The organism is Burkholderia sp. B21-005 (assembly GCF_020843965.1).
Taxonomy (GTDB): Bacteria; Pseudomonadota; Gammaproteobacteria; order Burkholderiales; family Burkholderiaceae; genus Burkholderia; species Burkholderia ambifaria.
This window is the reverse complement of sequence record NZ_CP086301.1, coordinates 1,718,764-1,728,643: the sequence shown is the minus strand read 5'-3', so window position 1 is coordinate 1,728,643 and position 9,880 is coordinate 1,718,764. Positions and strand designations below refer to the sequence as shown.

Annotated in this window: 10 protein-coding genes; 3 read left to right on the top strand and 7 right to left on the bottom strand. The window is 70.4% G+C overall.

All coding sequences use genetic code 11. The features are described from left to right. Window positions 1-151 precede the first annotated feature (151 nt). The gene (locus LMA02_RS08185) at window positions 152-1,897 is read left to right on the top strand and encodes a cyclic peptide export ABC transporter (RefSeq protein ID WP_228907570.1); all 1,746 of its coding nucleotides are present in this window, start codon (window positions 152-154) and stop codon (window positions 1,895-1,897) included. Between the two features lie 223 nt (window positions 1,898-2,120). Here LMA02_RS08185 and LMA02_RS08180 read toward each other — a convergent pair whose 3' ends face one another. The 7 genes from LMA02_RS08180 to LMA02_RS08150 all read right to left on the bottom strand — a co-directional run bounded on the left by LMA02_RS08180 (window position 2,121) and on the right by LMA02_RS08150 (window position 8,954). Then, window positions 2,121-3,158 (bottom strand): ABC transporter substrate-binding protein, encoded by a 1,038-nt coding sequence (locus LMA02_RS08180; protein ID WP_228907569.1) that lies wholly within the window; start codon window positions 3,156-3,158, stop codon window positions 2,121-2,123. After that, window positions 3,155-3,955, bottom strand: coding sequence for a siderophore-iron reductase FhuF (gene fhuF / locus LMA02_RS08175; protein WP_228907568.1), 801 nt, complete (start codon window positions 3,953-3,955; stop codon window positions 3,155-3,157). The genes LMA02_RS08180 and fhuF overlap by 4 nt, the downstream gene beginning before the upstream one ends. Next, complete coding sequence (gene fhuB, locus LMA02_RS08170; RefSeq protein ID WP_228907567.1) at window positions 3,952-6,045, bottom strand: Fe(3+)-hydroxamate ABC transporter permease FhuB; 2,094 nt, start codon at window positions 6,043-6,045, stop codon at window positions 3,952-3,954. The genes fhuF and fhuB overlap by 4 nt, the downstream gene beginning before the upstream one ends. Beyond that, the gene (locus LMA02_RS08165) at window positions 6,042-6,893 is read right to left on the bottom strand and encodes an ABC transporter ATP-binding protein (protein WP_165751372.1); all 852 of its coding nucleotides are present in this window, start codon (window positions 6,891-6,893) and stop codon (window positions 6,042-6,044) included. The genes fhuB and LMA02_RS08165 overlap by 4 nt, the downstream gene beginning before the upstream one ends. Continuing rightward, window positions 6,883-7,902, bottom strand: coding sequence for a TauD/TfdA family dioxygenase (locus tag LMA02_RS08160; protein WP_175660743.1), 1,020 nt, complete (start codon window positions 7,900-7,902; stop codon window positions 6,883-6,885). The genes LMA02_RS08165 and LMA02_RS08160 overlap by 11 nt, the downstream gene beginning before the upstream one ends. Window positions 7,903-7,947: 45 nt before the next feature. Continuing rightward, complete coding sequence (locus tag LMA02_RS08155; RefSeq protein ID WP_006753776.1) at window positions 7,948-8,190, bottom strand: MbtH family protein; 243 nt, start codon at window positions 8,188-8,190, stop codon at window positions 7,948-7,950. A 95-nt stretch (window positions 8,191-8,285) separates the two neighbouring features. Beyond that, on the bottom strand, window positions 8,286-8,954 hold the full coding sequence (locus LMA02_RS08150; protein ID WP_228907566.1) for an RNA polymerase factor sigma-70: 669 nt from the start codon (window positions 8,952-8,954) through the stop codon (window positions 8,286-8,288). 405 nt (window positions 8,955-9,359) lie between these two features. Here LMA02_RS08150 and LMA02_RS08145 point away from each other — a divergent pair, with 405 nt between their 5' ends. After that, window positions 9,360-9,623 carry a hypothetical protein gene (locus LMA02_RS08145; protein WP_228907565.1) on the top strand — a complete coding sequence of 88 codons (264 nt, stop codon included), beginning with the start codon at window positions 9,360-9,362 and terminating at the stop codon, window positions 9,621-9,623. Between the two features lie 45 nt (window positions 9,624-9,668). Then, window positions 9,669-9,806, top strand: a complete 138-nt coding sequence (locus tag LMA02_RS08140; protein WP_014897078.1) for an HHHH-motif protein — start codon at window positions 9,669-9,671, stop codon at window positions 9,804-9,806. Window positions 9,807-9,880 lie beyond the last annotated feature (74 nt).

Here is a 9,880-nt window from a genome sequence, read left to right as displayed (position 1 = left end):
ATGCTTTTTTTGACGACTCGGCTAAATATTTGCGCGGCCCGTTCGTCTATCAGGAAGGAAAGCCGCAACCGGGCCCGGCCCGCACGCTGCTTTCGCGTCAGTCTTGCCGTTTCCGCCTGGTTTGCTTGCCCTTCATTTACCGACGTTGCCGATGACAGCCGCCCACGAGCCTTCTTCCCCGCCGTCCCTCGACGCCTCCCCCGGCCGCCCCGCGGCCCGCCTGATCCTCGCGCTGCTGCGCGAAAGCCGCGCGTCGCTCACGCTGGCGCTCGTCGCCTGCGTGCTCAACGGCGTCGCGAGCGTGCTGCTCGTCGCGACGCTGAACCGCGCGCTCGCGCAGCCCGGCGCGGCCGAGGCGTCGCTCGCGTGGCGCTTCGCGCTGTGCGCGGTGATCGCGCTCGTCACGCGCATCGTGTCGGGCACGCTGTTCGCCCGGCTGTCGCAGGACACGATGGCGCGGCTGCGCGTGCATCTCGCGCGGCGCGTCGGCGCGGCCGAGCTGCGCGACATCGAGCGGATCGGCGCGGCGCCCGTGCAGTCGGTGCTGACCGACGACGCGACCAACGTGTCGATGCTGTTCTTCGCGCTGCCGAACCTGGTGATGCACGGCTCGATCGTGTTCGGCTGCCTCGGCTATCTCGCGTGGCTGTCGTGGCCCGTGTGCCTGCTCGCGCTGACCGCGATCGTCGCGGGCTCGCTCGGCTATCACACCGGCGATCGCCGCGCGATCGCGTCGCTCGAAGCGGCCGGCCAGGCGCAGGACCGCCTGTTCGGCTATCTCGGCTCGCTGTTCTCCGGCGCGAAGGAGCTGAAGCTGCACGACGCGCGCGCACGCCAGTTCGTCGACGGCCAGCTCGGCGCCGCGATCGGCGAGGTGCGCGATCACCGCCGCCGCGCGTTCAGCGCGTATGCGGTCGGCGTGGGCTGGATCATCTTCCTGTTCTACGTGTTCCTCGGCGCGGCCGCGTTCTGGCCGCAGCTGGGCGTGCATGCCGATGCCGGTACGGCGGCCGGCTACGTCGTCGTGTTCCTGTTCATGCTGGTGCCGCTCGACGGGCTGCTGAACAACCTGCCGACCGTCAACGCGGCGCGCGTGTCGCTCGGGCGCATCGAAGGCGTGATGGCCGAGTTCGGCGCGCTGCGCACGGTGCCGCCCGCCAGCGACGCGCCCGATGTGCCGCCGGCCGGCGCCGTCACGCTGCGCGGCGTCACGCATGCGTACTTCCACGAGCGCGACGAGCGGATGTTCCGCATCGGGCCGATCAACCTGACGATTCGGCCGGGCGAGCTCGTGTTCATCGTCGGCGGCAACGGCAGCGGCAAGACGACGCTCGCCAAGGTGCTGACCGGACTCTACGAGCCGGAGGAAGGCACGATCGAGGTCGACGGCCGCACGATCGGCTGGCGCGAGCGCGCCGCGTACCGGCAGCGCTTCAGCGCGGTGTTCAACGACTTCCACCTGTTCGATGCGCTGCTCGGCATCGTCGATCCGGACGACCCGGCGCGCACGCAGGCCGATGCGCGCGCGAACGCGCTGGTCGCGAAGCTCGCGCTCGATCACAAGGTGAAGGTTGTCGACGGCGCGTTCTCGAACCGTGCGCTGTCGACCGGGCAGCGCAAGCGGCTCGCGCTCGTCGTCGCGTATCTGGAAGACCGCCCGTTCTACCTGTTCGACGAATGGGCGGCCGACCAGGATCCGTCGTTCAAGGCGGTGTTCTACGAGCAGCTGTTGCCCGAGCTGCGCGCACGCGGCAAGGCCGTGATCGTGATCACGCACGACGACCGCTATTTCGATCTCGCCGATCGACTGCTGAAGCTCGACAACGGTCAGATCGTCAGCGACACGACGCCCGCGCGTTCACGCGCACAAGCAGGTGCCGATGCGCTGAGTGCGTAAGCATGTGGTGAACACCGCCCGCCTGCGCGCAGCGATTGCGGCGCGCAGGCGGCGTCCGGTTGGAAGGATCGGGAAGATTCGGAAAATTCAGAAGGAAATGTTGTCCGGCGTGCCTGCATACGCGTGACGCCACGGGATGTTGCAGCCCGTTCGGGCGGCATGCGGACGGCAACGCGGTTTCCCGACCACACCACCCCGCCCGCTCACGATGCGCTGCTGCCGTTCAACGCACGACGGCCGGCAGCTTCAGCATCGTATCGGTCATCACGTCAGCCAGCTTGAGCGCCGACATCGGTCCGCCGAACCCCCAGATATTGCGCTCGATGAGCGCGATCCGATGGTCGCGCAGCGCGGGCACGAAACGCCACACCGGCGAATCGAGTTTCGAAGACAGCGGCACATCCATCCCCGTTGCGGTGACGAACAGCACGGCGAGATCGCGTTGCCGGAGCAAATCGGCGGACGTCACGTAGAGCGTGCCTTCCCGCGTCGGCTTCCGCGGCCACGGATCGAGCCCGAGCGCGCGCGCCAGCCCGGCCGACGTGCTGTTGCCCGTATAGGCCCAGTAGCGGTCGGGCAGACCGAGATCCTGCAGCAGTGCGATGCGTTCACCGCTGCGCCCGGCCGCGCTGAGCCGCGCCGCATTGCGGGCGATTCCCGCGTCGAGTTGCGCGTCGACCGCTTTCGCGCGCGCGTCGCGCCCGGTGACGGCACCGATCGTCCGGAAGATCTCCCGCATCCAGTCGAGCTGCGTGACGGGCACGCCGTCTTCCGACACGTTCGGGCTGAACTGGAACAGGATCGTCGGCGCGATCCGGTCGAGCGCGGCGAAGATCGGCGCATGCCGGAAGCCGACGCCGATGATGAGATCGGGCTTCACCGCGGCGATCGCCTCGAGCCCCGGCTCCTGGCGCGAGCCGATGTCGGTCACGTGCGCGAGCCGGTCGCTCCCGTAGCCGAGCCAGCCCGGATAGAACGCCGTATCGGCCATGCCGACCGGCACGAGGTCGAGCGCGATCACGCTTTCCGCGAACATGAAGTCGAGCGCGACCACCCGTTGCGGCCGCACGGGCATCGTCGCGCTCGCCTGCGATACGACGGGGTTGCCGGCAAGCGAGTGGCCCGGTGGCGAGGCCGTGCTGCCCGGCCCGCCGTGCGCGTCGTCAGCGAGCGCGACGGCCGGTGCAACCAGCGCGCCGCAGCACGCGGCGCCGAGCGCGGCCAGTGCGCCGAGCGCATGGCGGCGGCCGGCACGCGTCACCGGATCGCGTCCTGCCCGGTCAGCGCCGCGTCGTCCATCGTCAATAGCAGGGGGCAGCTTCCACACAGTTGCGTTTCTCCAGGAATTTCATAGCGCAGGCAGCACACGCGGCGTGCGCGAAACGGTGTCGGCAGCAGCGGCGAGCGCGGCACGGCATCGCGCACCGGCAGGCGCAGCGGATTCGACTCGCCGCGCACGCAGGACGCGCCGAACAGCCAGTCCGCATCCCGAACGGGATCCGCCGCGCACGGCAGCGACCGGTACGTGTCGAGCAGATAGTCGAGCAGGTTGCCCGCGTTGCTCCACAGCACGCGCGGCGTGACGCGGCCCATTGCCGCGAGCAGGTCGATCACCGCGCCGAGATGCGCGACGAGCCCCGCATAGCGCGGAGCGGGATCGCTGCACGGCGCGCCGAGCGCGTCCGGCGCGAAATACAGCGCGGCCGGCATCCCGTCGTCGAGCGCGACAAACGTGCGTTCCGGCGCCATGTCGAGCGGCCGGCCGAGCGTCAGCGCGGCAACCACGCCGGCGGGCGCCGCGCGGCCGAAGTAGTACTTGCTCCATTGCGACATCAGCGCGCGCGCATGCTGCGCCGGATCGCCGCCGTAGTGGCGGACCATCGCGTCGAGCACCGCGTCTCGATGCTCGGGCAGCGCGCTCACGGGCACGACGATCCGGCCCGGCGCGTGCGTGTCGTCGGGCATCCCGAGCCACACGACGTCGAGATGCTCGGCGAACGGTTCCGGCGCGAACGCGGAGAAGCGCGTGGCGCATGCGCCGTCGAGCGCCGGTGTCATCGCCCCGTGCGCCGGGCGTGGCGCCCCTCGACGATCAGCAGCCCGAGCAGGTACGGCGCGCCGATCAGCGCGGTCAGCACGCCGGCCGGCACTTCGCGCGGCGCGACGACCGTGCGGGCCGCCAGATCGGCCATGCCGAGGATCAGCGCGCCGCAGGCGGCCGCGAGCCACAGCCGTGTGCGATGCCGGCGTGCGCCGAGCATCGACGCGACGTGCGGCGCCATCAGCCCGATGAAGCCGACCGGCCCAACGGCCGCGACGGCCGCGCAAGCCGCCAGCGTCGCGATCGTCAGCGCGAGCGGCCGCAACGCGGCGACCGGCAGGCCGAGCGCGGCCGCCTGGTCGTCGCCGAGCGCGAGCATGTCGAGCGGCCGCGCGAGCCATGCGAATACGGGGACCGCGAGCACGCACCACGGCAGCAGCATCGACACCTCACCCCAGCTGCGGCCGTAGGTGCCGCCGACGAGCCAGACGACGAAGCGCGCGGGCTGCACGCTTTCCTGCGTGATCAGCCATTGCGCGAGCGTGGTCCACAGCGCGCCGATCGCGATGCCGGTCAGCGCGACCGCGAGCGGTGCGTAACGATGCCGATGATTCAGCACGAGCGTGATCGCGAGCGACAGCGCACCGCCGGTCAATGCGGCTACTGCGAGCGTCACGTGGCCCATCAGCGGCCACGTCGACAACGCGAACAACGTGACGAGCCCCGCGCCCTGCGTGACGCCGAGCACTTCGGGGCCGGCGAGCGGGTTGCGCACGACGCTCTGCATCGCGACGCCGCTCACGGCGAGCAGTGCGCCCGCGAGGAGCGCGCACAGCAGCCGCGGCATGCGCAGGTCGATCAGCATCCGCGCGAGCGCATCGTGGCCCGACAGCGCGGCGGACCAGCGCGCGGGCGACAGCCATTCGGGGCCGGCCGACACGCCGACGAACACCGCGAGCACGCCAGCCGCGACGAACAGCACGGTGCGCAGCGGCCAGCCGAGCCCTTCGAGCCAGCCGACCAAGCGCGTCGAGCCGCTGCCGGCCGCGCGTTCGGCTTGCGCATGCAGCACACCCGACCACGCGGCGCCGCGCCGGATCATCGCGAGCATCAGCGGCGTGCCGACGAGCGCGATCGCGACACCCGTCGACAGCGTCGCGTCGAGGCCCGACGCGAGCACCGCGCTGTCGGTGACCAGCACGAGCGCACCGCCCGCGAGCGCCGACAGCGGCACCAGTACGCCGAGCCGCGCCGCGCGGGCCCCGCGCACCTGGCGCAGCAGGTTCGGCGCGACGAGCCCGACGTACGACAGCGGGCCCGCGATACTGACCGCGACGCTCGTGAACGCGACCGCGACGATCGTCGCGGCGAGCCGCGTCGCATCGACACGCACGCCGGCCGCGGCCGCCGCCTCGTCGCCGAGCGCGAGCGGATTCAGCGGCCGGATCACGAACGGCAGCGCGACCAGCGGCACGACGAGCCAGCGCGCGGCGAGCGCGAGCCCGGTCGCGCCTGGTTGATAGAGACTACCGTTGGTCCACAGCGCGGCGCCTGCGATGTTCTGCTCGAAGAACGCGAGCACGAGCGTCGACAGCGCCGCGAACAGCAGCATGCAGACGCTGCCCGCGAGCACGAGCCTCAGCGGCGTCGCGCGCCAGCCTCCGGCCGCGACGATCGCGCATGCGGCGGCGATCAGTCCGCAGACGAACAGCAGCGGCACCGATGCGACCCCGGCGAGCGCCGGCACCAGCATCGCCGCGAGCAGGCCGAGCTGCGCGCCGCCCGTCACGCCGAGCAGGTCGGGCGACGCGAGCGGGTTGCGCGTGAGCGACTGGAACAGCGCGCCCGCAATGCCGAGACAGCCGCCCGCGACGAGCGCGGCCGCGACGCGCGGCAGGTTGAGATCGAACAGGAACACGCCCGCGAGCGCGGCGGCGTCGCTGCCCGGCACGGCGCCCCACCACACGCGCAGGTCCGGCGCGACGCGCAGCACCGCCAGCACGGCGATCAGCACGACGAGGCCGAGCGCGATCGCACCGGCGCGGCGGCCGGATACCGTGCGCTGCCCGCTCGCCGCGAGCCGCTTGCGCACCGCGACCGTCGTCATACGGCGATATCCCGGTCGACCGCGTGCTCGAACGCGTGCGGCGTGCCGGACGCCGGCGGCCCGTAGGCCGGCACGCACATCGGCGCGCCCGTCTGGGGATGCGCGAGCTTCAGCATGTCGACGCCGAACGCGGCGCGCAACTGCGCCGGCTCCAGCATCGCGTCGGGCGACCCCTGCGCGACGAGGCGGCCGGCCCGCATCAGCACGATCTCGTCGCTGTACGCGGCCGCCTGGTTCAGGTCGTGCAGGACCCACACGATCGTCAGCCCGCGCGCGCGGTTCAGCGCGCGCAGCGCGTCGAGGATGTCGAGCTGGTGATGGATGTCGAGATAGGTCGTCGGCTCGTCGAGCAGCACGATCGGCGCCTGCTGCGCGAGCGCCATCGCGATCCACGCACGCTGGCGCTCGCCGCCCGACAGCGCGCCGACGTCACGCTCGGCATCGCCGGCGAGGCCGCTTGTGTCGAGCGCCTCGTCGATCGCCGCATGGTCGGCACGCGACAGCCCGCGCAGGAAGCCGCCATACGCGTAGCGTCCGTACGCGACGAGCTCGCGCACGGTCAGCCCCGACGGGATCTGGTTGAACTGCGCGAGCATCGTGAGCTCGCGCGCGAGCGCGCGACGGCGAAACGACGCGAGCGGCCTGCCATTCACGTCGACGTGGCCCGCACGCGCGGGCTGCAGGCCCGCGAGCGTACGCAGCAGCGTGCTCTTGCCGCAGCCGTTCGGGCCGCACAGCGCCGTTACGCGGCCGGCCGCGATCGACAGGTCCAGCCCGTCGATCACGACATGGTCGCGATAACCCACCGTCAATCCGCGCGCGGCAAGCGCGGCGGTACTACGCGTCATCGGTCCTCCGTTCGGTCGCGCGCGGGACCGTGTAGCTCTGCGCCATCGCCACGACCACCTTGCGCGGCCCTTCGAACGGATCGCGCGCATGCGCGGTCAGCATGTTGTCGAGCATCAGCACGTCGCCCGTGCGCCACGGGAACACGATGCGCTGGCGCTCGAGCACCCCGCGGATTTCCGCGAGCGCGTCGGCCTCGAGCGGCGCGCCGTCGCCGTAGTACACGTTGCGCGGCACGTTCTCGAGCCCGACCGCATCGACGAGCGCTTCCTGCATGTCGTCGTCGAGCGCGGACAGGTGAAACAGGTTTGCCTGGTTGAACCACACCCGGTCGCCGGTGCGCGGATGGCGCGCGACGGCCTGGCAGCGTTCGCGTGTGCGCAGCAGCAGTTCGCCGTCGTCGTCGGTGCGCCAGGTGCATTCGATCCCGCGCGCCGCGCACATCCGCTCGACCTCTGCCGGCTCGTCGGTGCCGAACGACTGCTGCCACGGCAGGTCGAGCCCCTGGCCGAAATTGCGCACGTACAGCAGCTCGCGCTGCTCGAAGCGCGCGACGAGCGCCGGATCGAGCGCGCGATAGACCGCGCGGCTGTCCGCGATCGGCGTCGCCCCGCCCTTCGGCGCCGCGAGCGCGCAATGGAACCAGATCCGCAGCGGCCACTCGCGTGTGTACGACTGCTCGTTGTGCAGCGGAATCGCGCGGTGCGGCGGGTATTCGGTCGACGTGTAGACGGCGCCTTCGACCTGGCTGCGCGGCGTCGACGCGTATTCATAGCCGATCAGCGGATCGCCGAACGATGCCGCGAACTGCTGGAACGCATCGATCGACGGCACGTGAAAGCCCGTGAACAGCACACCGCCCGCCCGTTCGAGCGTGTCGGCCGCGATGGCACGCGCCAGCGGCGCGACTTCGTCGATCGACATGCCGTCGGCGCTGCGCGGCGACACGACGGTGGGCAGCCCCGGCTCGATACGCAGGTCGTCGAGCGTCGGCAACGAAAGCAGGGTCATGCAACGTCCTCTTCAGGTGGCGCGCCGCCAGCGCGGCGCAACGGGTCACGACGCGCGCGTCGCGCGCTCGCCGTCCATCGCGCGGCGCAGGCTCGCGGGGCGCATGTCGGTCCAGACCGTCTCGATGTGCGCGAGGCAGTCGGCCTTCGGGCCGCGCACGCCGACCTCGCGCCAGCCGGCCGGCACGGGCCGGAACGTCGGCCAGATCGAATACTGTTCTTCGTCGTTGATGACGACCGTGTAGACCAGGTCGTCGGTGTCGGCGGAAGGCGTCGTGGCTTGCGTCATGATCGGAAAAAAGCGGGAGACGGTTGAAGGAAGCGAAGCGGCGAACTGTCGAATCGGCCGCTCCTGTCTTGAAGACGATTGGCCGGCGCGATTTTTTACCGGCGCCGCGCGCGACCGCCGAGAAACACCGGACACGCGACGCCGCGATGGCACGCGTCGAGACACTCCGCGCAGTGCCGCTCCGCGTCGCGCACCATGAAATGCACCAGCGTCTGCGACACGTTCAACGCGCGCGCCGCGGTCTGCAGCGTCTCCTCGCGCAGCCGCACCATCTCGAACGCCGCGCGGCTGCGCGCCGGCAGGTCGTCGAGCGCGGCCCACACGCGGCGCAGCGTGTCGCGCGTCATCAGCGCGGCCTCGGGCGTCGGTTCCGGCGACGGCACGTCGAAGCCGTCGTCCTCTTCCGTGTGATAGACGTTCTCGAGGCTTTGCCGGCGGCACGCGTCGATCGATGCGTTGCGCACCATCCGCGTCACGTACGCGACCGGCTGGCGCACCGCGTCCTGGTTCGGGAATTCGACGAGCTTCACGAATACGTCGTGGACGACGTCCTCGGCGCGGCTCGCGCAGCCGACGAAGCCGCGCGCAACGTTGACGAGCATCGCGCGATGGGCAATCAGCACGTCGAGCAGCGCGCCGTGCGCATGCGGCTCCGCGGCACGACGCGCACGCGGCGCGGGGCGCGACGGCAGGTCCGGATAACCGCCGAGGAACGGGTTCGCCGTTGCCGCTGCCGGGCGTTCGAACACTTCCGCCATTGCCATCGATCTGCTCCGTCGAATTCCGAGATAAGGCAATTTAGCGTAAACGCAAATCATTCTCAATCCGATTAACAAATACCCCTTTCGGTTATCCGGATTTGTCTGATCAATCGATGGGATCGGCGTTTTGGCGGACGGACCGGGAGTCACGGATGCCGCTGCATTCAGCTAGCTTTCCGCGTGAAAGGAAGAGGCCCGATGCCGGAAGCGGCCCCGCATCCATGCCGTGCACGCCACCGTGCCGCGCGCACGGCGCGATCGCGCGACGCACATCGCGTGGATGGCGATGGCACAAGCTTTCATCGGTTTGACTAAAAGCCTACGGCTGTCATGTGCCGTAGCAACTTATTACCACGCGAAATTTTGGGGGCTCGTACGATCGAATTGCCGTTTCCAAGGGAGAACGACATGAAATCCATCGTGTTATCCGCTGTCATGGTTGGCGCGCTGTCGAGCGTGATGCTGACCGGTTGCGTCGCCTACCCTGGCCCGGCTGAAGTGACGATCGGCTGGCATGGCGATCGCTACTGGGACGGACAACGCTACTGGGAGCGCCACGACTGGGAAGCGCGGCATCCGCGCGGTTATGACGATCGCCGGGACGACCGTCGCGACGAGCGCCGTGACGATCGCAGGGACGAGCGCCGCGACGACCAGCGCCCGCAGTGGTAATGCCTTCCCCTCCCGTGCCCCGACACCGAACGACAGGACCTCGACATGAAGACGCTACTGAAAACCCTGACCGCCGCGGCCGTTGCCGCCGCCGTGCTCGTGCCGGCCATCGCCGAAGCGCATCCGCACCGCGTGTGCCACTTCGAGCATCACCATCACAAGGTGTGCCGCTGGGTGCGTTGAGCATCGCACCGCGCGGTTGAGCAAGAAGCGCCGGCACGCCGGCGCTTTTTTCATCGCGTGCAGGTGGCACGTTA

Excerpts from the sequence above, each read along its gene's own strand:
- LMA02_RS08160 (WP_175660743.1), bottom strand. The coding sequence starts at position 7,902 with ATGACCCTGCTTTCGTTGCCGACGCTCGACGACCTGCGTATCGAGCCG.
- LMA02_RS08140 (WP_014897078.1), top strand. The coding sequence starts at position 9,669 with ATGAAGACGCTACTGAAAACCCTGACCGCCGCGGCCGTTGCCGCCGCC.
- LMA02_RS08145 (WP_228907565.1), top strand. The coding sequence starts at position 9,360 with ATGAAATCCATCGTGTTATCCGCTGTCATGGTTGGCGCGCTGTCGAGC.
- LMA02_RS08165 (WP_165751372.1), bottom strand. The coding sequence starts at position 6,893 with ATGACGCGTAGTACCGCCGCGCTTGCCGCGCGCGGATTGACGGTGGGT.
- fhuF (WP_228907568.1), bottom strand. The coding sequence starts at position 3,955 with ATGACACCGGCGCTCGACGGCGCATGCGCCACGCGCTTCTCCGCGTTC.
- LMA02_RS08185 (WP_228907570.1), top strand. The coding sequence starts at position 152 with ATGACAGCCGCCCACGAGCCTTCTTCCCCGCCGTCCCTCGACGCCTCC.
- LMA02_RS08150 (WP_228907566.1), bottom strand. The coding sequence starts at position 8,954 with ATGGCAATGGCGGAAGTGTTCGAACGCCCGGCAGCGGCAACGGCGAAC.
- LMA02_RS08155 (WP_006753776.1), bottom strand. The coding sequence starts at position 8,190 with ATGACGCAAGCCACGACGCCTTCCGCCGACACCGACGACCTGGTCTAC.
- fhuB (WP_228907567.1), bottom strand. The coding sequence starts at position 6,045 with ATGACGACGGTCGCGGTGCGCAAGCGGCTCGCGGCGAGCGGGCAGCGC.